The organism is Paracoccus lutimaris, from assembly GCF_003337565.1.
GTDB lineage: Bacteria > Pseudomonadota > Alphaproteobacteria > Rhodobacterales > Rhodobacteraceae > Paracoccus > Paracoccus lutimaris.
On sequence record NZ_QPJL01000011.1, the window covers coordinates 29,410 to 55,662 of the forward strand.

A 26,253-nucleotide genomic window follows, 5' to 3' on the forward strand; every position below is an offset into this window, starting at 1 on the left:
AGGATATGATGATCACCACGGGTTTTGCCCAAGGAACTGGCCGGATCGTGATCGACCGCCCGGACAAGGCCAATGCCCTGACCGAGGCGATGCTGCGCGACCTGACCGCCGGTTTTGACGATCTGGCGGCGCGGGACGACCTGCGGGCGGTGATCCTGACCGGCAGGGGGGCGGTGTTTTCCGCCGGCGCCGATCTGGCGGACGCCAGAAACGGGCTGGCGGTGTCGCCGGAATGGGAGAGGCTTTCGGCGCGGGTGGCCTCGATGCCCTGCCTGACCATCGCGGCGCTGAACGGCACGGCGGCGGGCGGATCGCTGGGCATGGTCTTGGCCTGCGACCTGCGGCTGGCGGTGCCGCAGGCGAAATTCTTCTATCCGGTCATGCGCTTGGGCTTTCTGCCCCGGCCCGGCGACCCCGAGCGGCTGACGGCGCTGATCGGCCCCGCGCGCGCCAGGATGATCCTGATGGCCGGGCAGAAGATCCCCGCCGACGAGGCGCTGGCCTGGGGGCTGGTCGATCGGCTGGTCCCGGCCGAGGATCTGCTGGACACGGCCGAGGCCATGGCCACCGACGCCCTTGGCGCCAGCCGCGAACATGTCGTGGCGATCAAGTCGCTGATCCGCTGAGCCTCTGCCCGGCGAAATGCGCGAGCCAGCGCCCCCGGTCGCGCATCACGGCCGGGGCTGCGACAAGTTGTCGCGGGTCTCTGGCAGGGGTCAGGCGTAGGCGGCCTGTTTGCCGAAATGCACGCAGAGCATGTAATAGATGACCGCGCGATACTTGTTGCGGTTGCTGCTGCCGTATTTCGCCAGCACGTCCTGAATGGCCGCGTCCAGCGCCGGGCCATCTGCCAGCCCCAGTTTCTTTACCAGATAGCTGGTCTTGACCCGCTCGACCTCGGTCTTGTCCGAGCCCGAGACGGTCTCGGCATCGGCATTGTAGATCGACGGCCCGCAGCCGATGACCACCTTGGTCAACAGGTCCATGTCAGGCGAAACGCCCAGCTTGTCCTTCATGTCTGCGGCATATTTTGCGATCAGATCGTCGCGCTTGCTCATATCTAGTCCCCCCGGATGGTTTTTCTATCCGGGGGGAGCCTAGCGTGCGGTCTGCAAATATCAACCCAAACCGTGGGTCGTCAGGGATCAGTAGCGGTAATGATCCGATTTGAACGGGCCTTCGGGGGTCACGCCGATATAGGCGGCCTGCTCGGGCGAAAGCTGGGTCAGCTTGACGCCGATCTTGTCCAGATGCAGGCGGGCGACCTTTTCATCCAGCGCCTTGGGCAGGATATAGACGCCCGGAGCGTATTCATCGCCCTTGGTCCACAGTTCGATCTGGGCCAGCACCTGGTTGGTGAAGCTCGCCGACATCACGAAGGACGGATGGCCGGTGGCGTTGCCAAGGTTCAGAAGGCGCCCTTCCGACAGCAGGATGATGCGCGCGCCCGAGGGCATCTCGATCATGTCCACCTGGTCCTTGATGTTGGTCCATTTGTGGTTCTTCAGCGCGGCGACCTGAATTTCATTGTCGAAATGGCCGATATTGCCGACGATGGCCATGTCCTTCATCGCGCGCACATGCTCGATGCGGATCACGTCCTTGTTGCCGGTGGTGGTGATGAAGATGTCGGCGCTGTCGACCACATCCTCAAGCGTGACCACCTCAAAGCCGTCCATGGCGGCCTGCAGGGCGCAGATCGGATCGACCTCGGTCACTTTCACGCGGGCGCCGGCGCCGCGCAGGGATGCGGCCGAGCCCTTGCCCACGTCGCCGTAACCGCAGACCACGGCGACCTTGCCGGCCATCATCACGTCGGTGGCGCGGCGGATGCCGTCCACCAGCGATTCCTTGCAGCCGTATTTGTTGTCGAATTTCGACTTGGTGACGCTGTCATTGACGTTGATCGCCGGGAAGGGCAGCAGCCCTTTCTTGTGCAGGTCGTAAAGACGGTGCACGCCGGTGGTGGTTTCCTCGCTGACGCCCTGAATGGCGTCGCGCTGCTTGGTGAACCAGCCGGGCGATTGGGCCAGACGCTTCTTGATCTGGGCGAAAAGGGCTTCTTCCTCGTCGCTGGTCGGGGTCTCGATCAGGCCGGTTTCACCGGCTTCGACGCGGGCGCCCAAGAGGACATACATGGTGGCGTCGCCGCCATCGTCCAGGATCATGTTCGCCGGGCCGTCAGTGAACTGGAAGATCTGGTCGGTATAGGTCCAGTATTCGGGCAGGGTCTCGCCCTTGATGGCAAAGACCGGGATGCCGGCCGCGGCAATCGCCGCCGCCGCGTGATCCTGGGTTGAGAAGATGTTGCACGAGGCCCAGCGGACCTCGGCGCCAAGCGCGGTCAGGGTTTCGATCAGGACGGCGGTCTGGATGGTCATGTGCAGCGAACCGGCGATGCGCGCGCCTTTCAGCGGCTGGCTGGCGCCATATTCGGCGCGCAGCGCCATCAGGCCCGGCATCTCGGTTTCGGCGATGTCCAGTTCCTTGCGGCCGAAGGCGGCCAGCGTGATGTCCTTGATGATATGATCGGCCATGAGGCACCTTTGCAAATACGGTTGCCGGCGCCTTTAGCATCCCGCGCCCGTCTCTGCAAATCGGCCGGTGACAGATCCCGTCAGCCGTTCAGCCCGGCCTTGGTAAAGAACTCCTGCGGGCTGGTTCCGTCGCTATAGCCGATGCCCGAGGCGATGACGCAGCTGGTCGCATCGGCGCGGTCCAGCACCATGGTCCATGTGCCCATCAACTCGGACCCCCACAGCACCATGCCTTGCGCGGCGGTGGCGATCTTTTCCTCGCCGAAATCATGGGTCAGCGTGCGCTCGACCTCGGCGCGATGGTCGCACCAAGGCTGGTCGCCCGCTGCCTGATCCGACAGCGGCAGGCTGCGCGCCATCTCGGCCACGGCATGCGGGTCCATCCCCGCCATGGCCGACCAGCCGCGCGGCGCGGCCAGATTGTCCTCGCGCGAGGTGATGGCGGCGCTGGCCGGCAGGGCAAGCGCCAGCGCCAAGAGCGCGGTGGGGGCAATTCGGGTCATCTGCGGCATCTTCATCGTCAAAACCTTTCGCTTGCGCGTCTGAGTCTCGGGACAAAACCCGCAAAATCCCGCTTGGGTTCCCGAAAGGTTCCCCTCGCCCCGGTTTGCGAGCGCTAGCAGAGCGCCCGGCGATCGCCTAAAACGGGCGCTGAATATGGTGCAGGGGGGAAAGATCATGGCGTTCTTGCTGGCAGATGTGGGGGGCACCAATGCGCGCATGGCGCTGGCGCGAAACGGCGCCATCGACAGCGCGACGATCACACGCTTTCGCGGCGATGATCACGCCAGTTTCGACGAGGTGGTGCGGATTTATCTGGACCAGCAGGGCAATCCCGCCATCGAGGCGGTCTGCATCGATGTGGCGGGCCCGGTTTCGGGCGGCGCGGCGCGGCTGACCAACCGCGACTGGGACTTCACCGAGGAACGGCTGTGCCAGTTGACCGGCGCCAGCCGCGCTCGGCTGATCAACGACCTGCTCGCGCTTGGTTATGCGACGCCGGCGCTGGATGGCGAGGCGGCGGGCTTTCTGCGCCTTGGGCCGCAGGGGGTCGCCACCAACGGCCAGCGGCTGGTGGTGAATGCCGGCACCGGCTTCAATGTCTGCGCGGTCAAGGTGCTGCCCGATGGCGGCATCGCCTGCCTTGAGGCCGAGGAGGGGCATACCCGCCTGCCGCTGTCGATCGCCCAACCGCTGATCGAAATCCTGGGCGAGGAAGACGCCGCCAAGCATGATTCGGTCGAGGAGCTGTTTGCCGGCCGCGGTCTGGCGCGGCTGCATTCGCTGCGCGCCAAGGTGCCGCTGGTCCGGGCCGAGGTGGTGGTTGCCGCCGCCGCCAATGGCGATACCGAGGCCGAGGCGACCTGCGCGCTTTACGCCCGCCTGTTCGGGCTTTTGTGCCGCGAACTTGCGCTGCGCTTCATGCCGATGGAGGGGATGTTCCTTGCCGGCAGCGTCGCGCGCTCCTGCACCGACCGCTTCGCGATCTTCGAGGAAGCGTTCCTGTCGGATCCGCTGATGGACAGGATCACCCGGGCGGTGCCGATCGGGGTCATCCGTGACGACATGGCCGCATTGCATGGCTGTCTTGCCGCGATCCGCTGAAAAAAGCCCGGTTTCGGGCACTGTGTCTGGATTTTGTTAACCTTCCCTGCAATGCTGCTGCAAAACCGCGACAAGCAGGGCAGGCAATGAAGAACTGGGTCAAGGCAGGGACAGCTGCCGCTTTCGTGCTGGGCACGGGGGCGGGGATGGTGCTGGCGCAATCCTCGGGCTCTTCGTCCTCTGGATCGTCGGGGTCGGGGGCCTCGGGGTCTTCCTCATCTGCGCCGACCTTCTTTGGCTGGTTCGGCGGCGCCAAGGGCAATGACGCCTCGCCGGTCGATGTGGATTTCCAGATCGAGGGCGGCGGCGACGATCTGCTCAAGGCGATCCGGGCCACCTCGCTTTTGGTCAGCGCCCAGGATGAGGGGCGCGTGACCGGGCAGGACATGCTGGCCGCGGCACGCGGCGATTATGCCCGCATCCTTGGCGTTCTTTACGACGAGGGCTATTTTTCCGGCATCATCGACATCGCCCTGGACGGGGTCGAGGCCGCCAGCATCGCGCCCCTGGACGCGCCCAAGGTGGTGCGCAAGGTGGTGGTTCACGTCGATCCGGGCCCGCAATTCCACTATAGCCGCGCCGATATCGGGCCGGTGGCGCCAAAGACCGAGCTGCCGCGCAATTACCGCAAGGGCTCGATCGCCCGCACCGGCGAGATGAAGCGGGCGGCGACCGCCGCCGTCGATGGCTGGCGCAACGTGGGCTATGCCAAGGCCGCCGTCGCCGAGACCGATATCACCGCCGATCACGCGACCAATCTGGTGGACAGCCACATCCTGATGGCGCCGGGGCCGGAGCTGCGCTTCGGCAAGCTGACCATCCGCGGCTACAAGCGGCTGGATCCGCGCCGTCTGCGCAAGATGGCCGGCTTTCCGACCGGCGAGCGTTTCGACCCCGAAGAGCTTGAGGACATGCGCAAGCGGCTGCGCCGCTCGGGTGTGTTCTCGGCCATTACCCTGACCGAGGCCGACGCGGCCAATCCCGACGGGACCTTGGACGTGGACCTGCTGATCTCCGAGGAAAAGCTGCGCCGGCTGGGCGCGGGCTTCGAATATTCGAATACCGAAGGGCTGTCTCTGACCGGCTACTGGATCAACCGCAACCTGTTTCGGGGCGGTGAACGGCTGCGCTTCGACGCCTCGGTCGAGGATATCGGCGGAAACGACCGGATGGACTACACGCTGGGCGTGCGCATCGACCGGCCGGCGACGCTGAATGCCGACACAACCGCCTATGTCGAGACCGATATCGGCAAGCTGAACGAAGATGATTACGACCTGAAATACGCCACGTTCGGGCTGGGCTTCACCTATATTCCCGACGACCACCTGACCGCCGATATCGCGCTGCAATACCGGGCGCTTAGGGCGGTGGACGAATCCGGGGTGACGAATTTCCGGCTGTTCGCGCTGCCCATGTCGGTGATCTGGGACATGCGCGACGACGAGACCGACGCCAAGAACGGCTATTACCTTCAGGGCGGGCTGGTGCCCTTCCTGGGGCTTCAGGACGAAACCGGCAGCGGTGCGCAGGTGCTGGCGGAAAGCCGCATCTATCGCAGCTTCGGCACAGACGACCGCTTCACCCTGGCCGGTCGGGCGCGGCTGGGCACCGTGCTTGGCCCCGAGATCGAGGAAACCCCGCGCGACTATCTGTTCTATTCCGGCGGCGGCGGCACCGTGCGTGGCCAGCCCTATGAATCGCTGGGGGTCGAGGTCATTCCGGGCGATGACGGCCCGGTCAAGACCGGCGGCATGAGCGTGGTGAACCTGACCGCCGAGGCCCGCATCCAGATCCGCGAAAAGATCGGCACCGCCATCTTTGTCGATGCCGGCCGGGTCTGGACCGACAGCGGCTTTTCGGGCGGCACCGACTGGCATGCGGGCGCGGGCGCGGGCATCCGCTACAAGACCCCGATCGGGCCGCTGCGCTTTGACCTCGCGATGCCGCTGGGCGGCGGCTATGACGACGATTCCGGGTTACAGGTCTATATCGGACTGGGGCAGGCATTCTGATGCGCGATCTGGCTTACCGTATTCTTTTCGCCATCTGCCTGTTGCTGGCCCTGCCATTGGCCGCATCGGCGCAGGACGCCGCCGAGCAGTCCCAAGAGGCCGAGGACGACAAGGGCTTCATCACCCGTTTCCTTGAGGAGAACCTGTCCGGCGCCGGCCGCAAGGTGGTGATCGACGGTTTTGCCGGGGCGCTGTCCTCGCGCGCGACCTTTACCCGGCTGACCATCTCGGATGATGACGGCATCTGGATCACCATCGAGAATGGCGCCATGCATTGGAGCCGCGCCGCCCTGCTGACCGGCCATGTCCGCATCAACGAACTGTCGGCCGAGCGCATCCTCCTGCCGCGCCTGCCGGGCGGCGGCGACAGCGCCCCCAAGGCCGAGGCCAAGGAATTCGGCCTGCCGCAGCTGCCGGTCAGCGTCAATATCGACAAGATCGCCGTCGGCCGGGTCGAGCTGGGCAAGGACATTATCGGGCAAGAGGCGGTTCTTGCCATCGATGGCGGCATGAGCCTTGAAGACGGCGCCGGTGACACCAAGCTGACCATCGACCGCGTGGACGGGCCGCGCGGACAGTTCGCGCTGGATGCCAGCTTCTCCAACGAGACGCGGGTGCTGGGTCTGGACCTCAAGCTGGACGAGGACCGCAACGGCCTGTTCACCAATATCGTCAAGCTTTACGGCCGCCCCGCCGTCAGCGCCGAGATCAAGGGCCAGGGGCCGCTGTCGAACTACACCGCCGACATCACGCTGGCGACCGATGGCCAGCCGCGCATCACCGGCAATGTGGCGGTGACGGCGCAGGAACAGGGCGGCGTGGCCGGCACCAGCTTTCGCGCGCAGGTCGGCGGCGACGTGGCGGCCTTGGCGCCCCCGCAGCACAAACCCTTCTTCGGCAGCCAGTCGCAGCTTCTGGCCGAGGGCTGGACCGGTTCGGACGGGCGGCTGCTGATTCCGTCGCTGAGCCTGACCACCGAGGCTTTGAAGCTGAACGGCAGTGTCGCCACCACGACCAGCGGCGCGCCCGAAAGCCTGCATCTGACGCTGCTTCTGGGCGCGGATGCGGGCGCCACGCAACTGCCGGTGCTGCTGCCCTGGGCTGACAAGCCGACGACCGTGCGCGCGGGCAACCTGCGGCTGGATTACGACGCGGCGCAGGGCGCGGGCTGGGTGCTGAAGGGCAAGGTCAATGACATCAAGCGCGACGACATCTCGCTGTCGGAACAGCGCATGGACGGGCGCGGGCGCATCGTCCTGACCGCCGATCAGGCGCTGCAAGAGGTGCGCGGCTGGGTCGCCTTCGGCATGGACGATCTGGAGCCCGCGGACCCGGCCTTGGCCGAGGCCTTGGGCGACACGCTGAACGGCGGCCTGAACTTTGCCTTCACCCCCGGCAATGCGCTGAAGCTCTGGGGCATGAACATCAATGGCGATGAGTTCGGCTTTACCGGCGAGACCGAGGTTTCCGGGCTGAAAAGCGGCATCACGCTGTCGGGCGACATCAATGCCGAACACCGCAATATCGCGCGTTTCGGCAAGCTGGCGGCGCGCGATCTGGGCGGGCAGGCCGAGGCCCATGTCAAGGGCAGCTACACTGTCCTGAACAAAAGCTTCGACATCACCGCCGAGGTGCTGGGCAGTGATATCGGCATCGGTCAGGAACATGCCGACCGCATGCTGGCCGGACAGTCGCGCATTGACCTTAGCATCCGGCGCGACACGTCGGGGATCAACCTGCGCAAGCTGACGGTGAACGCGCAGAACCTGACCGCCGAGGCGCAGGGCCGGCTGGACAGCTACTCCAGCAACCTGATCGCGCAGGTGACGATGCCGGATCTGTCGGTGGCCGATCCCAAGATGTCGGGATCCTTCCAGACCGATGCCAAGGTCACCGGCGCTGTCGGCAAGCGCGCCATCACCCTGACCGGCGCGGCGCAGGATCTGGTCATCGGCCAGCCCTCGCTGGACGGTTTGCTCAAGGGCAAGACCGATCTGGTGATCGAGGCGCTTGAGGCCAGCGGTGCCTATCACGTGCAGCAGTTCCAGCTGTCGAACCCGCAGCTCAGCGCCCATGGCGCCGGGGTGTTCTCCGACAGCATGCTGGACGGAGAGCTGAACCTGGCCATGCCCGACCTGACGGTGCTGGAACAGGGCCTGTCAGGCGCGCTGACCGCCAAGGGCACGGTCCGGCAGGACGGCACCCTGCGCAAGATCGAGGTCACCGGACAGGGGACCGAGCTGCGGATGGGTCCGCAGGACGTGGGCAATGCCCTGCCCGGAACGACCGAGCTGACCTTGTCCGCGCAAGAGGACCGGGGCGAGATCACCATCAGCGCCTTTGACCTGAAGAACGCGCAGATGCAGGCCACCGCGCAGGGCACGCTGGGGAAATCCGGCACCAACCTGACCGGCGATCTTGACGTGAAGTCGCTGGCCAGCTTTGGGCGCGGCTGGCAGGGCGCCTTGCAGGCGCAGGGCAGTTTCAAGGATGACGGCACCGGCGCGCGCCGTCTGGACGTGACCGGCACCGCGCGGGACCTGAATTTCGGGCAGGCCCAGGTCGATGGCGCGCTGGCCGGCGAGACGCAACTGGCCGTGAAGGGCACCGAGCGGGCCGGCGTCTTCGCCATCGAGACGGCGACCGTGCAGAACCCGCGCCTGAACCTTGGCGCCACCGGACAGGTGGGCATCGGTCAGCCGGGCAAGGGCGCGACCGACGTGACCGCGACGCTGAATGCCTCGGATCTGCGTTTTCTGGGCCGCGGCTATCGCGGCGCCGTCGATCTGACGGCCCATGTCGCCGACAATCCCGATGGCGGGCGTGCGATCACCGCGCAGGGCAGCGCGCGTGGCCTTGCCATGGGCAACCCCAAGGCCGATGCGGTGCTGGCGGGCGAAACCACGCTGGATCTGGCCGCGACCCAAAAGCCCGATGGCAGCCTGACCGTCAGCCGGCTGCGCGCCGGCAATGGCCAGTTCCGGGTGACCGGCGATGGCAGCCCCTCGACCGGGCTCAATCTGGATGCACAGCTGAACGATCTGGCGCTGCTGGTGCAGGGCTTCCCCGGCCCCGCCGAGGTGCGCGGCTCCATCCGCAATACCGGTCCCGCCTATGAGGTGAACCTGACTGCGACCGGTCCCGGCAACAGCCAGGCGCGCGCCACCGGCAGCATCGCGACCAGCCTGGCCTCGGCCGATCTGCACGTCACCGGCAGCGGCAACGCCGCCGCCGCCAACCCGTTCCTGCGCAGGCGCAGCGTCGAGGGGCCGCTGAGCTTCGATCTGCGGCTGAAGGGCAAGCCCTCGCTTGAGGCGATCAGCGGCCGGGCGGCGCTGACCGGTGGCCGACTGGCAGAGCCGCGCTTTGGCCTCAGCATCAACGACCTGAACGCCAATGCCGATTTCGGCGGCGGCCGGATCATGGTCGATGTCCGTGGCGCGGTCGAGGCCGGCGGGACGGTTTCAGTGACCGGCCCGATCTCGCTGGCCGGCGACCGCGAGATGGACCTTGCCGTGCGACTGAACAATATCGTGCTGCGCGATCCCAGCCTTTACGAGACCCTTGCCAATGGCGAGATCACCGTCGGCGGCTCGCAGAAGGCCGGGCCGATGGTCTCGGGGCGCATCGATATCCAGCGGATGGAGCTGCGCATCCCCTCGACGGGTCTGGGCGGCGCCAAATCGATCCCCGACATCAAGCATCTGTCCGAACGCCCGCCGCAGCGCCAGACCCGCGCCAAGGCCGGGCTGCTGGCATATCCCAGCGAGGCATCGCGCGAGGCCGGGATGGCCGCGCCGCCAGCGACGCCGCCGGCCAATCCGGCGCGGTTCGATCTGCTGATCTCGGCCCCCGACAAGGTCTTCATCCGCGGCCGCGGCGTCGATGCCGAGCTGGGCGGCGAGATCCGCCTGACCGGCAATGCCCGCCAGCCCATCCCCATCGGCCAGCTGGAGCTGATCCGGGGCCGCGTCGATCTCTTGGGCAAGCGCTTCGACCTGACCGAGGGCCTGATCGAGATGCAGGGCAGCCTGATCCCCTTCATCCGGCTGGTGGCCGAGGCCGATGCCGAGGACATGGTTGCCTATATCACCATCGACGGCGACGCCCGCGACCCCGATATCACCTTCTCGTCCTCGCCCGACATGCCGCAGGAGGAGGTGATCTCGCAACTGCTGTTCGGGCGCGGGCTGGACAATATCAGTGCCTTCCAGGCCGCGCAGCTGGCAAGCGCCGTGGCGACGCTCGCGGGCAAGGGCGGCGACGGTATCGTTGGCCGGTTGCGCGCCTCGACCGGGCTCGACGATCTGGATCTGGCCACCGATGATGAGGGCAATGTCTCGGTCCGGGCCGGGAAATACCTGACCGACAACCTCTATACGGATGTCCAGGTCGGTGGCGACGGCAAGACCAAGCTGAACCTGAACCTCGACATGTCCAAGACGCTGACCGCGCGCGGCTCGGTCGACAGCGAGGGCGAAAGCACCATCGGACTGTTTTACGAACGCGATTACTGACCCGGGGCGCCCCCGGTCGGTTTTCTTTTCCCGCCGGGGCGGGCCGGATCTTGACGACTCGCGATCTCGTCATTAGCTAGCTAACGAAATCCATTAGCAAGCTAACAATCGTGCCACAGAGTCCCGCCCCCCTGTTCGAGACCATTCTTTACCTGACCCGCGCCATCCGCGCCGGATTTGAGCTGCGCGTGCGCGCTCAGGGGCTGACCTATGCCCGCGCCCGGCTGCTGGCGGTGATCGGCCACAATCAGGGCGCCAGCCAGGCCGAACTGGCGCAGCGTCTCGATATCGAGACGCCGACGCTGAAGCGCCAGCTTGACGCGCTGGAGGCGCTGGGTCTGGCCGAGCGCCGGCCGCTGGCCGAGGACGGGCGCAAACATGCGATCTTTCTGACCGGGGCCGCCCGTATCGAGCCGCTTCTGGCCTTTCGCGCCGAGGTCGAGGCCGCATTTTCGGACGGTATCGCGCCCGAGGATCTGGCCACGACCCGGCGCGTTCTGGCGCGGATGGCCGAAAACGCCGAAAGGCTGAAGCGGACATGAGCACGGCCGCCACCTCTGCGCCGGCCGCCGCGCCGGCGGCGCCTGCCGCGCCCTCATACCGGCTGCGGGCGGCGCTGGCCTATGCGATGGCGGCGATCGTCATCGGGTTGACGCAGGGGCTGGCACAGAATTTCGTCACCACGAATGTCGCGCAGGTCGCGGGGGATCTGGGCGTGACCACGACCCAGGCCACCTGGCTGACGGTGGCCTTTGCGGCGCCGCGCGCCTCGATGCCGATCCTGCTGATCAAGATCCGCGCGCAATACGGCCTGCGCCGCTTTGCCGAGATAGCCATTGTCATCTATCTGGTGGTGGCGCTGGGGGCGCTGACGATTTCCGATCTGCGCTCGGCGCTGGTCATGCAGTTCCTGGCCGGGATGGCCTCGGCACCGCTGTCCTCGCTGGCCTTCATGTACATGCTTGAGCCGCTGTCGCCGCAATGGAAGATGCGGCTGGGCCTGCCGGTGGTGATGGCGACGGTCGCGCTGGGTCCGTCGCTGGCGCGGGTGATCTCGCCGGCGCTGATGGCGGATGCGGGCTGGAACGCGCTGCATGTGATGACGCTGGGCATGGCTGCGGTGTCGCTGGCGCTGGTCTATTATCTGCCGCTGACCTCGCCGCCCCGGCAAAAGGTGATTGCGGGCCTGGATCTGCTGAGCTGGGCGCTGATCGCCGTCGGCTTCGGCGGGTTGACGGTCGTCTTTACCATGGGCGCGATCTACTGGTGGACGGCCATCCCCTGGCTGGGCTGGGTGCTGGCCCTGTCCATCGCGGCGCTGACGCTCGCCATCGTGATCGAGCTGAACCGCAAGACGCCACTTCTGGACATCCGCTGGCTGTCCACGCCCGCGATGCTGCACCTGACGGTCACGCTGCTGATCTTTCGCCTGATCCTGTCCGAGCAGAGTTCGGGCGCGCCGCGCATGTTTCAGGTCCTGGGTGTGACGCAGGACCAGCTGGTCCCGATCTTTACCGTGATCTCGGCGGGAACGGTGCTGGGCGCGCTGGCGCTGATCCTGTTCATGACGCCGCGCCGGGTGCCGCAGCTGCATCTGGTCGCGCTGGCGCTGGTGGCGGTCGGCGCGTGGATGGACAGCCATTCGACCATCGACACGCGCCCCGCGCAGATGATGCTCAGCCAGGCGATGATCGCCTTTGCCGGTTCGCTGTTTCTGGCGCCGGCGATGATGCAGGGGATGATCTCGGCAATTGCGCGTGGTCCGAACTATATCCTCAGCTTCATCGTCGTGTTCCTGTCCACGCAAAGTCTGGGCGGGGTGATGGGCTCGGGCCTGTTCCTGACCTTCATCAACCATCGCGAGGCGCTGCATGTGCAGCTGATGCGCGAGGAGCTGACCACAGCCGATCCGCTGGTGCTGCACGAAATCGCCCAACGTGCCGCGGCGCTGGCCCCGCAGATTGCCGATGGCGCCGCGCGCCGGGCACAGGCCCTATCGATGATCGCGCAGGATGCCACCAACCAGGCCTATGTCATGGCCTATAACGACGCCTATCGGCTGACGGCGCTGGTGGCGGCGACGGCGCTTTGCCTGCTGATCCTGCACCTGTTCCGGGACTGGCTGGCGGCGCGGCTCTGGCCCGCTGCGCCACCTGTTGCCGCCCCTGCTGAAGCCTCCGCCGAAACCTCCGCCGCTGCTGCCCCCGCACCGGATTCCGAACCCGCTGCCCCCACCCCCTTGCCGAGCCGCTGACATGACCCGCACCCATCTGATCCCGACACTGATCGCCATTGCCGCCGGCCTGACCGGCCTGCTGATCGTGCTTTACGCGTGGCGTCTGCCACCCTTTCAATCCACCTATCCACAGACCGAGAACGCCTATATCCGCGGCACGGTCACCAGCCTTGCGCCGCAGCTTTCGGGCTATGTCGCGGCGGTCGAGGCGCAGGATTTCCAGTCCGTGACCAAAGGCCAGGTGATCGCGCGCATCGACGATCGCCAGTACCGGCAGAAGCTGGCCCAGGCCGATGCCGCGCTGCAAGGCGCCGAGGCGGCGTTGCAGATCCAGAACCAGAGCGTGCGCTCTGCCGAGGCCGGCCAGCAATCCGCCGAAGCCGCGCTGCGGGCGGCCGAGGCGGCGCGCGATACCGCGAAATCGAACTGGGACCGCGCGAGCGCGCTGAAATCGCGCGGGGTGACGGCGCAAAGCACCACCGACCAGTCCGAGCTGGCGCTGCGTCAGGCCGAGGCCGCCGTCACCCAGGCCGAAAGCGCCATTGCCGTCGCGCGCGAGAACGTCAACGGCGCCGAGGTCGGGCTGGCCGCCAGGCAGGCCGAGATCGCCTCGGCCAAGGCGGCGCGCGAGCTGGCGCAGATCGATCTGTCGAATACCGTGATTCGCGCGCCGGCGGCCGGGCGGCTGGGGCAGGTCAGCGTGCGGCTGGGTCAATACGTGACCGCCGGCACGGCTCTGGTCAGTCTGGTCGGCACCGATGTCTGGGTCATCGCCAATTTCCGCGAGACCGAGCTTTCCGGGATCACGGTCGGCGACCGTGCCAGTTTCTCAGTCGATGCCATGCAGGGCCGGGTCTTTACCGGCCGGGTCGAATCCTTCTCGCCCGCCGCCGCGTCCGAGTTCAGCCTGCTTTCGGCGTCGAATGCGACGGGGAATTTCACCAAGGTCGCGCAGCGCCTGCCGGTGCGCATCCGCATCGATCCCGGCCAGGAGCGGGCCGAGTTCCTCGAGCCGGGCCTGTCGGTCGTGGTCACGGTTGATCAAAAGCCCGAGGCGCGGGACAAGTCGGCGCAGGCGGGCGCGCCGGTCATGGGCCACGAGGGCTGAGGGCGCCGCCCGCTCTCCGGCAACTTTTCCCCTTGGCGCGAGTCGCGGAAAATGCAGACTGATCGGCGTATTTCGTGATCTGTTCCGCGAGGTTTTCGCCATGGCTTTGTTCGGCTCTTTGCCTGCCAATCCCTTCTTTCCCCGCGCGCTTGGCATTCTTGGGCTGATCTTTGCGCTGATGGGCTGGATCAGCGATTCGGGGCCGTGGTTCGGCCTGTTCATGATGGCCTTTCCCTGGCTGCTTTATCCCCTGACGGTGCTTTTCGGCTTTGGCGACCAGCCGCGTCAGAGCGGTCGACGGGCCGCCGACTCGGGCTTTGTAGGCGATTCCGGCGGCCCCTACTCGGGTGGCGATTGCGGCGGTGACGGCGGCGGAGGTGGCGGGGATTGCTGAGGGGGATTTGCCATGGGTGACTGGCTGGCGCGCATCCATTTCCCCGATGGCGGGGTGATTTACGCGAATTTCTCGTCGATCACCGGCAGCGTGCACGAGACCCTGTATTCAAGCCATATCCCGCAGGGCGCGCAGGACGAGAACGGCCATTACCCAATTGACCGCGGCAGAAACCGGGTCGATCGGGACAGCAAACTGCCCGAGCATTCCGACCAGCCGATTTCCGACCCCGACGATTTGATTCCGGTGCGGGTCGATGTCGAGGCCAACGGGTCATGGACGGCACTGTTCTGTCCGCGCCGCAGCCAGCTTCTGGGGCCGATATCGTCCGGTATGGGCGATCTGATCCAGCGGCAGTTCCTGCTGATCCACCAGAACGGCAAGCAGCATCTGGCCTTTGATGAGGCGGCGCAGACGTTATGCGGGCAGCCGGTCAGCGGCGAAGAGCTGCCCTATCATTATTTCGAATGGAACGGGATCCGGGATCCGGACCCGCTGCCGCCCAGGCGCGACCTGTTTCAGGAATGGAATGGCGGCCAGATCTGCCGCGCCTGCCTGTTGCGGGCGGTGCTGACCTGTCGCGACGGCGGATGGGATGAAAACCCGCCGCCGCCGATCCCGGCTGAGCGGGTCAGTCACGATCCCGAGAAGTCGGCCGGCCGGTTCTCGGCGTTGCTGCGGCTTGCCGGCATTCTGGCGCTGATCGGGGTGGGCGTGTTCGTGCTCAGGGCAGCCATCGGCTATGTTTTTCCGCCCTGAGAGGGCGCGTCACGAAAAAGGCCGGGTCGCGGGACCCGGCCTTGTCGTTTCGATAGGGTGCCCCGGGTAGGGCAGGGGGGTCAGACCTCGGGGACCAGAACCTCGCGCTTGCCGACATGGTTCGCCGGGCTGACGACGCCCTGATCCTCCATCTGTTCGACCAGACGCGCGGCCTTGTTATAGCCGATGGCCAGCTTGCGCTGGATATAGCTGGTCGAGCATTTGCGGTCCTTGGCGACGATAGCCACGGCCATGTCGTAAAGTTCGGCGTCGCCCCCCTCGCCGGTGGACAGGCCCAGCACCATGTCGATGCTGTCGGCGCGCTCTTCGTCCGGGCCTTCGACGACGCCCGACATATAGCTGGGCGGGCCAAAGGATTTCAGGTGGTTGACGATTTCCTCGACCTCTTCATCGGAAACGAAGGGGCCGTGGACGCGGGTGATCTTTGATCCGCCGGCCATGTAGAGCATGTCGCCCTGACCCAGCAATTGCTCGGCCCCCTGTTCGCCAAGGATGGTGCGGCTGTCGATTTTCGAGGTGACCTGAAAGCTGATCCGGGTCGGGAAGTTCGCCTTGATCGTGCCGGTGATGACATCGACCGAGGGGCGCTGCGTCGCCATGATCAGGTGGATCCCCGAGGCCCGCGCCATCTGTGCCAGACGCTGGATGCAGGCCTCGATTTCCTTGCCCGCGACCATCATCAGGTCGGCCATCTCGTCGACGATGACGACGATATAGGGGAAGGACTGGGGCTGGAATTCCTCGGTCTCAAAGACCGGCTCGCCGGTGTCCTCGTCAAAGCCGGTCTGGACGGTGCGCTTGAACATCTCGTTCTTGTCCAGCGCCTCGCGGACGCGGCCGTTATAGCCCTCGATGTTCCTGACACCCATCTTGGACATGCGGCGATAGCGTTCCTCCATCTCGCCCACGACCCATTTCAGCGCCACGACGGCCTTTTTCGGATCGGTCACGACGGGCGACAGCAAATGCGGGATGCCGTCATAGACCGACAGTTCCAGCATCTTGGGGTCGATCATGATCAGCCGGCATTCCTCGGGCGTCAGCTTGTAGAGCAGCGACAGGATCATGGTGTTGATCGCCACCGACTTGCCCGAGCCGGTGGTCCCGGCGATCAGCAAATGCGGCATCTTGGCAAGGTTCGCGACGACCGGGCCGCCGCCGATATCCTTGCCAAGTGCCAAGGGCAGCGGCTGCGTGCCGTCGCCATAAGCCTTGGAGGCGAGGATCTCGCGCAGCACGACCTTTTCACGGCGGGCATTCGGCAGTTCGATCCCGATGACGGAGCGCCCCGGCACGGTCGAGACGCGCGCCGACAAGGCCGACATCGAGCGCGCGATATCGTCCGCCAGTCCGATGACGCGGCTGGCCTTGAGACCCGGCGCCGGTTCCAACTCGTAAAGCGTGACCACGGGGCCGGGGCGGACCTCGGTGATCTGGCCCTTGACGCCGTAATCGTCCAGCACTGCCTCAAGCATGCGGGCGTTTTCCATCAGCGCTTCCTGCGAAAGCTGATGGCGCGGCACGGCGTCGGGCGCGGCCAGCAGGGACAGCGGCGGGTGCTCGTAATGGCTGATCGCGTCGTCAAAGCGCAGCGCGGGCTGGGCCTCGGATTGCGCCTGCCGCGAGGGGGCGGCGGGCTTGCTGGGCGGCACGACGACGCGGGCGGTCTCAGCCCCAAAGGGCATGGCGGTGGCGGGTTCCGGCAGGTCGTTGCCGTCCTCGTCCATGCTGAGCACCGGCTCGGTCCGGGGCAGAGGGGCGGCGCGGTTGCCGGTCAGGCGCTGGGTGACCGCCGACAACAGGCCCTTGCCCTCGGGGCGTTCGCCGCGCTGGCGGATGGCATCGGTGATGCGGGCGCTGATCTCGGCATTCGAGGGGGCTTCGTCATCGTCGGCGTAATGCGTTTCGTGCTCGACCAGTTCGGATTCAAGGGTGAAATCGCGGTCCTCGGCCAGCGGCGCCGGGGCACGGCGCAGGCTGGGCAGGACCGGTGCCGAGAGCGGCGGCTGCGGCAGCGCCGACGAGCCGGCGCGGCTGGTGCGTTCACGCCGGGCCTCGGCGCGGGATTTCAGCTCGCGCGCAGCGCCCGAGGACAGGCGCGCCCCCCGGTCCGCCGCATGCAGCGCCAAAAGCCGCGCGGTCGCCAGACCGTCCAGCAGATAGGCGCGGATCGCCATCAGCTCCTTGCGGTCGAAACCCAGCACGAAGGCCAGAAAAGCCACCGCCCCCGCCGCCGTCAGCAGCGCCAGAAACTTGATCGCGATCGAGGCGCGCATCGGCATTGCCGACAGCATCCCCCCCATCAGCATGTCGCCCAGATGCCCGCCAAGACCAAAGCTTTGCGTCCAGCCCTCGGGCGGTGCCATTGAGGTCGCATAGACCGAGACCAGCACCATGCCGATGGGCAGGAAGATGGCGCGCATCAGCCGTTCCTCGCCCCGGTGCAGCATCAGGCGCAGGCCCCAGACCACCGCGCCCAGCACCAGAACCCAGGTGCCGTAACCGGTGATCATGAACAGGGCCGAGGCGATATAGGCGCCGGGGCTGCCCAGATAGTTCTGCGCCGGCTGGTCGGTCGCCGACATGAAGCTGGGATCGTCGGGCGAGTAGCTGATCAGCATCATCGCGATCAGAACGCCCAGAACCACCAGACCCGCGCCGAGCAATTCCTTGCCGCGCCGTTCAAGCGCCGCTTGCGTGGATTGGTCAAACAGCGGATCGCGGTGTTTCGCCTGCCAACTCGCCATGCGTCACCCCCCTTGATACAAACAGTTTTTCAGGCGGTTCAGGGCCGCCTCGGTCTCGTTCGCGGTGGCGACCAGCGCCACACGCAGGAAATTCTTGCCCGGATTTCCGGTCGCGGTGTCGCGCGACAGATAGGCGCCGGGCAGGACCTGAATGCCTTCCTCGGCCCAGAGCTTTTTCGCCGCCGTCTCGCTGTCGCCGATTTCAGACGGCACCGGCAGCCACAGGAAAAAGCCGCCCGCGACCGGCTGATAGCCGGGCACATTGCCAAGAACGCGGTCGGCAATGGCGTATTTCTGCTGGTAAAGGGCGCGGCTCGCGTCGACATGGGCCTCATCCGCCCAGGCGGCGGCGCTGACGCGCTGGATCGGCAAGGGCAGCGGCGCGCCGGCATAGCTGCGCAGCCGCCGCATCTGGGCGATCTGCCCCGGCCCGCCCGCCGCAAAGCCTGAACGCAGCCCGGCAAGGTTCGAACGTTTGGACAGCGAATTGAACATCACCACCCGGTCGGCCAGTCCCATGCGCGTGGCGACGGCCAGCGCCCCGGGCGGCGGCGCGTCGCGCCAGATCTCGGAATAGCATTCGTCGGAAAAGATCAGGAAGTCGTGACGATCCGCCAGCGTGATCAGTTCCTCAAGATAGTCTTCATCCGCGACGGCCCCCTGCGGATTGGCGGGCGAACACAGATAGGCGATGGTCACCCGGTCCAGCAGCGCCGGGTCCAGATCCGTGTAGCGCGGCATATGGCCGGTTTCGGGGGTCGCGGGCACAAAGACCGGCTCGGCGCCGACAGCGGCGGCGGCGACCGCATAGACCTGATAGAACGGGTTCGGGATCAGGATCGCGGGCTGCTGGCCGTTCTTTTCCTCGGGCGAGAGCGCAAGGGCCGCGTTGAACAGCCCCTCGCGCGTGCCGTTCAGGGTGACGATGCGTTCCGGCGCGACCTCGATGCCGTGACGGCGGCCGAGCCAGCCCGAGATTGCCGCCAGCAGCTCGGGCGTGCCCTCGTTCGAGGGGTATTTGCTGAACTCACCCACATGTTGGGCAAGGATCGGGCCGGTGAAATCGGGCAGGGCGTGGCGCGGCTCGCCAATGGTCAGCACGACGGGATCGCCGCCCGCGGGAATGCCCGCAAGCAGCGCCCGCAGGCGCGGAAACGCGTAATCCGGCAGGTTCGAGAACCGCTCGGGTGATGCCATGTCTGCCTCTCATTCGGGGTCGTATCGCCCCGTTTGCAGCGAGATTACCGGCATAAACCGCATGCGTCCAGAGTTTCGCGGGCAAATCCTGCCGATATGCCCTGCATTTGCACGCGATAGTTGCATCGAAGCCCGCACCTAGGGGCGCAGGGCGGCCTCGGCGGCGGCGGCGATGGTCAGCAGCGCCCGGTCATGGCCCGCCGCCCCCATCAGCATCAACCCGCAGGCGGGATGGCCGGTCGGCAGGCTGATCGCCGGCAGGCCCAGCAGATTGGCGATGCGGGTATTGCGCAGGGTCAGCAGGTTTTCCGAGGCGAAGAACTCTGGTTCGGTCAGCAGGCGGTTGGCGTCGGGCGGCAGGATCGGCGAGGTGGGCATGATCACGGCGTCAAAGCCCGCGACCAGTCGCGCCCAGTCGGCGCGCAGCCGGTTCAGGCATTCCCAGCCGGCGACGTAATCGGCGGCGAGGGTCTGCTTTCCGCCCCGGAAACGTTCCAGGATCGGCGGATACATCAGCTCGGGCGCGTCCTCGATCTGGTCCTGCCAGATACCATAGGCCTCGGGGGCAAACAGGATCGGGGCCAGCGCCATCGCCTCGGCCACGCAGGGCGGCGAGGCATGGGTGATGCGCGCCCCCGCACGGGCCAGTCGCGCCACCGCATCCTCAAACGCGGCGACGGGGGCGGGGCGCGTGTCCTGGAACGGGACGCCGTCCAGCACCATCAGTCGCCGTCCGCGCGCATTGGTGCTGCCCAGATCGGCGGCTTTTTCGCCGCGCAGGATGGCATAGATCTCGGCGCAGTCTTCGACGGTGCGGGCGATGGGGCCGGCCACGTCAAAGCGGCGGCACAGCGGCACCACCCCGGCATCGCTGACCGTGCCATGGCTGGGCTTGAAGCCGACGAGCCCGTTCCACGCCGCCGGCACCCGCAACGAGCCGCCGGTATCGCTGCCAATGGCCGCCGCCGCCAGACCCAGCGCGACCGAAACCGCCGCCCCCGAGCTTGAGCCGCCCGGCGCCAGCGCGGGGTCGATGCTGTTCGGAGGCGTTGCCGTCATCGGGTTCAGCCCCAGCCCGGAAAAGGCCAGTTCGGTCATATGGGTCTTGCCCAGACAGACCAGCCCGTCCAGCGTCGCCCCGGCCAGAATGGCCGCGTCGCTGTCGGGCGTACGCCCCTTGAGCAGGCGCGAGCCGGCTTCGGTCGGAATGCCGGCGCTGTCGATATTGTCTTTCCAGCTCAGCGCCACGCCGTCCAGAAGCCCGCGCCGCAGCCCGGCCTTGGCGCGGTCGTGGGCGGCGATGGCCTCGGCCCGGGCGCGGTCCGGGGTAAGCCTTGCATAGATGCGCTTGCCATAGGGATGCCGGGCCGCGGCCTCAAGATAGCCTTCGACCTGCTCGACCGGACTGATCAACCCGGCAAGGATTGCCCGCCCCTGTTCCGCCGCCGGTGCCCTGAGCCAATCCATGCAATCCCCTTTCGCGTTTCGTTCCGTCAAGGTAGCCCTGCGACACGCTGCCCGCAATGCCGCCGGACCGGCTTTGACGCATGGACTTTATGGGCGCGCTGGGCATAGTGCGGCCATGGATAGGGATTTCGATATCGTGGTTGCGGGCGGCGGGCTGAACGGTCCCGCCTTGGCGCTGGCGCTGGCCGATGCGGGTCTGTCGGTCGCCGTGGTCGATGCGCGGCCTGCCGATGCCCGTGCCGGTGATGCGTTCGACGGGCGCGCCTATGCGCTGGCCCTGGCCTCGCAGCGGTTGCTGGCAGCGCTGGGGCTGTGGAAGGCGCTGGCGCCGGATGCGCAGGAAATTCGCAAGGTGCAGGCTACGCAGGGGCAGGCGGGCAGCGGCCCCGGCCCCTTCGGGCTGCATTTCGATGGCGCCGAGATCGAGGAAGGCCGGCTGGGCTATATGCTTGAAGACCGCTTCCTGTATCGCGCCCTGCTGGCGGCGATGCAGGATCGGGTGACGCATCTGTCGGGCATTTCGGTTCAGGGGCAGGAACCCGAGGGCGCGGGCATCCGCGTCGCGCTGTCGGATGGGCGCGAACTTCGCGCGCGGCTGCTGATTGGTGCCGACGGGCGGCAATCGGGCACGGCGGCGCGGGCGGGGATCAAGCGCTTCGGCCATGATTACGGCCAGATCGCGCTGGTCGCGGCGGTCGATCACGAATTGCCGCATGAGGGCACGGCCTATCAGTATTTCATGCCCACCGGGCCGCTGGCGATCCTGCCTCTGACCGGCAATCGCAGTTCCATCGTCTGGTCGGAAAGCCGCGACAATGCCCGTGCCATCGCGGCGCTGCCCGATGACGAGTTCCTGACCGTCCTGCGCCCGCGCTTTGGCGAGGCGCATGGCGCGATCCGCCTTGCCGGCCCGCGTTTCTCCTATCCGCTGAACCTGACGCTGGCCGAGCGTTACGTCGGCCCCCGCATCGCGCTGATCGGCGATGCGGCGCATGGCGTCCACCCGATTGCCGGGCAGGGGCTGAACCTTGGGCTGCGCGATGTGGCAGCCTTGGCCGAGGTGATCGTCGGCGCCCGCCGCCGGGGCGAGGATTTCGGCGGCGATCAGGTCCTGACCCGCTATCAGGACTGGCGCCGGCCCGATGCGACGGCCTTGGCCTTTGGCATGGACGGGGTGAATACGCTGTTTTCCAACGCCAATCCCCTGCTGCGTGCGGCGCGAGAGCTGGGCATGGGTCTGGTCGATGCCATTCCGCCCCTGCGGCGCGGCTTCATGCGGCAGGCGGCGGGGCTGAGCCTTGAGCCGATGCCGCGGCTGCTGACCGGCCAGCGACTTTAGATCGCGAAAACGGCATGGAACGCTCACGTCCATGCGAGCGTTTCTGACCCGCATGTCCGGTGAACGTGATGTGCAAGTTTTTCCCGAAAGGCTATCCTCAGGCCCATGAAACTCAGATCGCTCGCCCTTGCGCCCGTCCTTGCTCTCGCCATGGCTTTCCCGGCCATGGCCGAGAAAATCCCCCTGAACGAGATCTCGCGCTATCTCAACAGCCTGAAAACCGCGCAGGCCGAGTTCACCCAGGTGAATGGCGACGGCTCGATCTCGACCGGGACGGTGTTCATCCATCGCCCGAACCGGGTGCGGTTCGAATACAAGGGCGACAAGACGCTGGTGCTGGCCTCGGCCGGGCAGGTCGCGGTGTTCGACGGCAAGTCGCGCAGCGGGCCGCAGCAATATCCGCTGTCGAAAACCCCGCTGTCGCTGATTCTGGCGCCGAACGTCAATCTGGGGCAGGCCCGGATGGTCACCGGCTATGCCGAAAAGAAGAACACCACCGTGGTCACCGCGCAGGACCCGCAGCACCCGGAATATGGCAATATTCAGATGGTGTTTTCCGCCAATCCGACGCAGCTCAGGCAATGGGTGGTGACCGATGATGCGGGCACCCGCACCACCGTCATTCTGGGCGAGATGAAGACCGGCGTGACCTTCCCGCCGTCGAAATTCGCCATCGAAAGCGAACTCGCCCGCCGCAAATAGGGCGGGCGACAGCGCCTTTCCTAGCGGCAGGAAGCCAGCTGCATCTGGTAAAGCTCGGCCCGGGCATTGACCTTGCCCGCGACGCCCATCAGCCAGCTTTTGCCGCGATGCGAGCCATTGGCAAAGCCCTGCCGCCCCTCGTGATAGGCCAGATATTGCGAGGCGGCGTCCCATTTCGAGACGCCCAGCATCCGCTCGGTATCGTTCATGTACCAGCCCATGAAATCGGTGGCATCGCGGATGTCGTCGCGGCGCGCCCGGCGGTTGCCGGTCTTTTTGCGGTATTCGTCCCAGGTGCCATCCAGCGCCTGGCTATAGCCATAGGCCGAACTTTGCCGCCCGACCGGGATGATGCCCAGCACATAGCGATGGGGGGTGCGCGCATCGCCGATGAATTTCGATTCCTGATGGATCGTCGCCATCTGCACATGGATCGGCACGCCCCAGCGCTGCTGGGCCTTTTGCATGGCGCGCAGATAGGCCGGACGCTCGGCCACGATGGCGCAGGCATTGTCCAGATTGCGCGGCGCCTTGTAGTTCCCGCCACCCCCGCAAGAGGCGACCAGCCCGACGATGGCGAGCTTGAGAAACCTGTTCATACTGCCCTCATGACCTTTTTTGACCATTTTTTTCGCAAGCATAAGCGAAATCGGGGGGCGCGCAAATGACAAAGCCTCGACGGGTGGCGGTCAAGCGCCTAGCTGGGCAGGACCGAGACCGATTTCACGATGGCATGGCAGGCCGCGCCGGCCTGCAAATCCAGCGCTTTCACGGATCGCGGCGTGATCTGGGCAAGCATCCGCTCATCCCCCAAGGCTAGCTGCACCAGCCCGCCATGGACGCGCAGGACCCGCACCGGCAGCACGTTCAGCGCCGAGAGGCCCTGCGGCGCCTCGCGCGACAGGATCACCTCATGCGCCCAGATCCGCAGCCGTAATTCGCGTCCCGGCGCCATGTCCAGCGCTGGCAGCAACATGGTCCCGCCCGAGGTCGCGACGCGGGTCAGCCCATCGGGTTCCCGCCCCACGATCCGGGCGCGGATCAGGGCGCCGGCCTCGCGCGCACCAAGTTCAGGCGCGAGTTCGGGATCGGTCAGGATATCCGCCAGCGGCCCGGCATGGGTGACGCGGCCCTGCCGCATCAGAACGACCGTATTGGCCAGCCGCAGCACCTCGGGGACGGAGTGGCTGACATAAAGGATCGGCAGGCGGATTTCGTCGCGCAGGCGTTCGAGCCAAGGCATGATCTCGGCCTTGCGGGCCTCGTCCAGCGCGGCCAGAGGCTCGTCCATGACCAGAAGGTCAGGGTCCGAGAGCAGCGCCCGGCCGATGGCGACACGCTGGCGTTCGCCCCCGGACAGCGTGCCGGGACGGCGGGTCAGCAGCGGCTCAAGCGCCAGCATATCGACGATGCGGTCGAAATCGCGCCCCGCCCCGCGCCGCCAGCGCGCCGGATAGCGCAGGTTCGCGGCCACCGTCATATGCGGGAAAAGCCTTGCATCCTGAAAGACATAGCCGATGCGCCGGGCCTGCGGCGGCAGGTCGGTCTGGCCATCGAAGAGCAGCCGGTCCCCCAGCGCGATCCGGCCCCGATCCAGCCGCATCAGCCCGGCAATCGCGTTGATCGTGGTGGTCTTGCCGCAGCCCGAAGGGCCGAACAGCGCCGTCACGCCCCCCGGCGCCTGAAAGGCGATGTCCAGCGTCAGCCCGGGAAAGGCGTGCTGAAAGGCCACCTCCAGCATCAGCGCCGCGCCTCCATCCGCCGCGCCAGCCACTCCGAGACCAGCACCGCCCCGATGGCAATGACGACCGAGACCAGCACCAGCCGCATCGCCTGCGCCTCGCCCGAAGGCACCTGCAGAAGCGCATAGATGGCTGAGGGCAGGGTCTGGGTCTGGCCCGGAATATTCGAGACAAAGGTGATGGTGGCGCCGAACTCGCCCATGGCCTTGGCAAAGCCCAGCGTGGCGCCGGCCAGCATGGCGGGCAGGATTAGCGGCAGGGTCACGGTCAGGAAAATCCAGATGCGCGGCGCGCCCAGCGTGGCGGCGGCCTGCTCCAGCCGCGGATCGACGGATTCAAAGCCCAGCCGGATGGTGCGCACCATCAGCGGAAAGGCCATGATCGCCGCAGCCAGCGCCGCACCCGTCCAGCGAAAGGCAAAGGTGATGCCCAAAGGTTGCAGCAGGCTGCCGATGGGGCCCTGGGTGCCAAAGGTCAGCAACAGCAGATAGCCGGTGACGACCGGCGGCAGGACCAGCGGCAGATGGACGATCCCGCTCAGCAACCCATGGCCCGGAAAGCGCCGCCGCGCCAAAAGCCATGCGACAGCAATGGCAAAGGGCAGGCTGGCCAGCATGGCCACGCCCGCCACCCGCAGCGACAGGCGGACGGCCTGCCATTCCTGCGGGCCAAGCCAGTCGGTCAGGGTCATGGTCGGACGGTAAATCCTTGCGCTTCAAAGACCGCTTTTGCCGGTTCCTGCGACAGGCTGTCAAGGAAGGCGGCGGCCTGCGGCGTGTCGGCACTGCTGGTCACAGCGGCGGGATAGGTGATCGGCTTGTGGCTGTCTTCGGGGAATGTCGCGACGACGCCGACGCCGGGCTCGGCCACCGCATCGCTGCCATAGACGATGCCCAGAGGCGCCTCGCCGGTTGCGACCAGCTTCAGCGCGGCGCGGACATTGTCGGCCTGCGCGACCTGCGCCTCGACCTCTGGCCACAGGTTCAGCGAGATCAGCGCCTCTTTGCCATATTGCCCGGCGGGCACGGAATCGACCAGCGCCATAGCCAGCTTGGCATCGCCCAAAAGCGCGGGCAGGTCGGCAATCGGCGCCTCGGCAGGCGTGCCGGTCCCGACCAGCACCAGCGTATTGCCTAGCAGATCGCGGCGCGTGGCCGGGTCGATACTGCCGGTTTCCTGCACCGCATCCATCCAGCCGGTCGAGGCCGAGATGAACAGATCCGCCGGTGCCCCCTGCTGGATCTGCTTGGCCAGTTGCGAACTGCCGGCATAGGAAATCACCACCGTATCGCCATGGGCGGTCTGCCAGTCCGCCGCGATCTGGTCCAGCGCGGTTTTCAGGCTGGCGGCGGCAAAGACCGTGATCTCATCGGCTTGGGCGGCGGGGGCAAGGGCGATCAGGGCGGCAATCAGCGGCAGGCGCATGGGCGGATCCATCGTTATGTTTCCACGGACATAACCAGTCATGCCGATGCAAGGCAAGCGTTATTTACCCTTGAACATAACGCTGCGCCGCCCGCAGGCGCTGCAACTGCCCGGCGCCCTGATCGCGCAGCAATTCCTCAAGCGCGCGGTAATCGGCCAGCACGCTGCGGCCCAGATCGGTCAGCGCCGCGCCACCACCCTTGGCGCCACCCCGGCTGCTGTCCACCAACGGCGCGGCGAAATGCCCGTTCATCTCCTCGACCAGGGACCAGGCGCGGCGATAGCTCATCCCCATGCGCCGCCCGGCAGCCGAGATCGAGCCCTCCTCAGCAATGCCTTGCAAGAGATCCGCCTTGCCTCGGCCAAAGGTCAGGCCGGATTCGAAATGCAGCCGCAGGCTGAGCCTTGGGTCATCGGTCATGGGCCGGTCCTGTCATATTGT

22 protein-coding genes are annotated in these 26,253 nt (G+C 66.7%); 11 read left to right on the forward strand and 11 right to left on the reverse strand.

The window, feature by feature from the left end; genetic code table 11:
• The first annotated feature begins 8 nt into the window (after positions 1 to 8).
• A complete protein-coding gene (locus tag DFP89_RS11355; protein ID WP_181870320.1) occupies positions 9 to 626 on the forward strand; it encodes an enoyl-CoA hydratase/isomerase family protein in 618 nt (205 codons plus the stop codon).
• 90 nt (positions 627 to 716) lie between these two features.
• On the opposite strand, the gene DFP89_RS11360 is transcribed toward DFP89_RS11355, so the two are convergent.
• From DFP89_RS11360 to DFP89_RS11370, 3 genes are all read right to left on the reverse strand, one after another.
• Positions 717 to 1,058 (reverse strand): DUF2853 family protein, encoded by a 342-nt coding sequence (locus DFP89_RS11360; protein ID WP_114349511.1) that lies wholly within the window; start codon positions 1,056 to 1,058, stop codon positions 717 to 719.
• Positions 1,059 to 1,145: 87 nt separating this feature from the next.
• Positions 1,146 to 2,537, reverse strand: a complete 1,392-nt coding sequence (ahcY, locus tag DFP89_RS11365) for an adenosylhomocysteinase (protein WP_114349512.1) — start codon at positions 2,535 to 2,537, stop codon at positions 1,146 to 1,148.
• An 80-nt stretch (positions 2,538 to 2,617) separates the two neighbouring features.
• Positions 2,618 to 3,040 (reverse strand): hypothetical protein, encoded by a 423-nt coding sequence (locus DFP89_RS11370; protein ID WP_245948674.1) that lies wholly within the window; start codon positions 3,038 to 3,040, stop codon positions 2,618 to 2,620.
• Positions 3,041 to 3,215: 175 nt separating this feature from the next.
• Here DFP89_RS11370 and DFP89_RS11375 point away from each other — a divergent pair, with 175 nt between their 5' ends.
• From DFP89_RS11375 to DFP89_RS11410, 8 genes are all read left to right on the forward strand, one after another.
• On the forward strand, positions 3,216 to 4,142 hold the full coding sequence (locus DFP89_RS11375) for a glucokinase (protein ID WP_114349603.1): 927 nt from the start codon (positions 3,216 to 3,218) through the stop codon (positions 4,140 to 4,142).
• Between the two features lie 86 nt (positions 4,143 to 4,228).
• Positions 4,229 to 6,157 (forward strand): autotransporter assembly complex protein TamA, encoded by a 1,929-nt coding sequence (locus DFP89_RS11380; protein ID WP_114349514.1) that lies wholly within the window; start codon positions 4,229 to 4,231, stop codon positions 6,155 to 6,157.
• On the forward strand, positions 6,157 to 10,674 hold the full coding sequence (locus DFP89_RS11385) for a translocation/assembly module TamB domain-containing protein (RefSeq protein WP_114349515.1): 4,518 nt from the start codon (positions 6,157 to 6,159) through the stop codon (positions 10,672 to 10,674). The genes DFP89_RS11380 and DFP89_RS11385 overlap by 1 nt, the downstream gene beginning before the upstream one ends.
• 110 nt (positions 10,675 to 10,784) lie before the next feature.
• Positions 10,785 to 11,216 (forward strand): MarR family winged helix-turn-helix transcriptional regulator, encoded by a 432-nt coding sequence (locus DFP89_RS11390; RefSeq protein ID WP_114349516.1) that lies wholly within the window; start codon positions 10,785 to 10,787, stop codon positions 11,214 to 11,216.
• Positions 11,213 to 12,928, forward strand: a complete 1,716-nt coding sequence (locus DFP89_RS11395) for an MFS transporter (RefSeq protein ID WP_245948676.1) — start codon at positions 11,213 to 11,215, stop codon at positions 12,926 to 12,928. Before DFP89_RS11390 ends, DFP89_RS11395 begins: the two co-directional genes overlap by 4 nt.
• Before the next feature lies 1 nt (position 12,929).
• The gene (locus tag DFP89_RS11400; protein ID WP_114349517.1) at positions 12,930 to 14,018 is read left to right on the forward strand and encodes an HlyD family secretion protein; all 1,089 of its coding nucleotides are present in this window, start codon (positions 12,930 to 12,932) and stop codon (positions 14,016 to 14,018) included.
• Positions 14,019 to 14,118: 100 nt separating this feature from the next.
• On the forward strand, positions 14,119 to 14,412 hold the full coding sequence (locus DFP89_RS11405; RefSeq protein WP_114349518.1) for a hypothetical protein: 294 nt from the start codon (positions 14,119 to 14,121) through the stop codon (positions 14,410 to 14,412).
• Positions 14,413 to 14,424: 12 nt separating this feature from the next.
• Positions 14,425 to 15,171 carry a hypothetical protein gene (locus DFP89_RS11410; RefSeq protein ID WP_114349519.1) on the forward strand — a complete coding sequence of 249 codons (747 nt, stop codon included), beginning with the start codon at positions 14,425 to 14,427 and terminating at the stop codon, positions 15,169 to 15,171.
• 80 nt (positions 15,172 to 15,251) lie between these two features.
• Here the strand turns inward: DFP89_RS11410 and DFP89_RS11415 are convergent, their stop codons facing one another.
• The 3 genes from DFP89_RS11415 to DFP89_RS11425 form a co-directional block, all read right to left on the reverse strand.
• On the reverse strand, positions 15,252 to 17,939 hold the full coding sequence (locus DFP89_RS11415; protein WP_114349520.1) for a DNA translocase FtsK: 2,688 nt from the start codon (positions 17,937 to 17,939) through the stop codon (positions 15,252 to 15,254).
• Between the two features lie 3 nt (positions 17,940 to 17,942).
• A complete protein-coding gene (locus DFP89_RS11420) occupies positions 17,943 to 19,136 on the reverse strand; it encodes an aminotransferase class I/II-fold pyridoxal phosphate-dependent enzyme (RefSeq protein ID WP_114349521.1) in 1,194 nt (397 codons plus the stop codon).
• A gap of 138 nt (positions 19,137 to 19,274) precedes the next feature.
• Positions 19,275 to 20,603: an amidase gene (locus DFP89_RS11425; RefSeq protein WP_114349522.1), complete on the reverse strand. Its 1,329-nt coding sequence runs from the start codon at positions 20,601 to 20,603 to the stop codon at positions 19,275 to 19,277.
• A 115-nt stretch (positions 20,604 to 20,718) separates the two neighbouring features.
• Between DFP89_RS11425 and DFP89_RS11430 the strand changes: the two genes are divergently transcribed.
• Both DFP89_RS11430 and DFP89_RS11435 read left to right on the forward strand, forming a co-directional pair.
• Positions 20,719 to 21,942, forward strand: a complete 1,224-nt coding sequence (locus tag DFP89_RS11430) for a UbiH/UbiF/VisC/COQ6 family ubiquinone biosynthesis hydroxylase (RefSeq protein WP_114349523.1) — start codon at positions 20,719 to 20,721, stop codon at positions 21,940 to 21,942.
• Positions 21,943 to 22,047: 105 nt separating this feature from the next.
• Entirely contained in the window at positions 22,048 to 22,644 is a 597-nt protein-coding gene (locus DFP89_RS11435) for a LolA family protein (RefSeq protein WP_114349524.1), read from the forward strand.
• Between the two features lie 20 nt (positions 22,645 to 22,664).
• Here DFP89_RS11435 and DFP89_RS11440 read toward each other — a convergent pair whose 3' ends face one another.
• The 5 genes from DFP89_RS11440 to DFP89_RS11460 all read right to left on the reverse strand — a co-directional run bounded on the left by DFP89_RS11440 (position 22,665) and on the right by DFP89_RS11460 (position 26,232).
• Entirely contained in the window at positions 22,665 to 23,243 is a 579-nt protein-coding gene (locus tag DFP89_RS11440) for a transglycosylase SLT domain-containing protein (protein WP_114349525.1), read from the reverse strand.
• 98 nt (positions 23,244 to 23,341) lie between these two features.
• Complete coding sequence (modC, locus tag DFP89_RS11445) at positions 23,342 to 24,385, reverse strand: molybdenum ABC transporter ATP-binding protein (protein WP_114349604.1); 1,044 nt, start codon at positions 24,383 to 24,385, stop codon at positions 23,342 to 23,344.
• Complete coding sequence (gene modB / locus DFP89_RS11450) at positions 24,385 to 25,077, reverse strand: molybdate ABC transporter permease subunit (protein WP_114349526.1); 693 nt, start codon at positions 25,075 to 25,077, stop codon at positions 24,385 to 24,387. The genes modC and modB overlap by 1 nt, the downstream gene beginning before the upstream one ends.
• Entirely contained in the window at positions 25,074 to 25,811 is a 738-nt protein-coding gene (gene modA, locus DFP89_RS11455) for a molybdate ABC transporter substrate-binding protein (RefSeq protein ID WP_114349605.1), read from the reverse strand. The genes modB and modA overlap by 4 nt, the downstream gene beginning before the upstream one ends.
• 64 nt (positions 25,812 to 25,875) lie before the next feature.
• Positions 25,876 to 26,232, reverse strand: coding sequence for a winged helix-turn-helix domain-containing protein (locus DFP89_RS11460; RefSeq protein ID WP_114349527.1), 357 nt, complete (start codon positions 26,230 to 26,232; stop codon positions 25,876 to 25,878).
• Between the last annotated feature and the right edge of the window lie 21 nt (positions 26,233 to 26,253).